Source organism: Micrococcus sp. EWR3.9.1, assembly GCF_052615555.1.
Genome location: NZ_JBQXFD010000066.1, coordinates 1 through 232 on the forward strand (window position 1 = coordinate 1; position 232 = coordinate 232).

The 232-nt window shown below is 69.4% G+C and carries 1 protein-coding gene; it reads left to right on the forward strand.

What is annotated here, in order from left to right:
- A partial coding sequence (locus tag ACUJ8O_RS11600) for an integrase core domain-containing protein (protein ID WP_445373412.1) occupies positions 1-232 on the forward strand: 232 nt, incomplete at both ends.

Sequence of the window (232 nt, forward strand, 5' to 3'; positions counted from 1 at the left end):
GGACCTCGTCGCCGCCCGGGGCGCCCCGGCGGTGCTCAGGTCGGACAACGGGCCGGAGTTCATCAGCGAGGCGGTGGCCGACTGGGCCGGCACCCGCACCGGCCTGTCCTACATCCCTCCGGGCTCGCCGTGGCGCAACGGGTACGTCGAGTCGTTCAACAGCCGGATCCGCGACGAGTGCCTCAACATCAACAGCTTCTACTCGCTGCTGCACGCACAGGTCATCATCGGC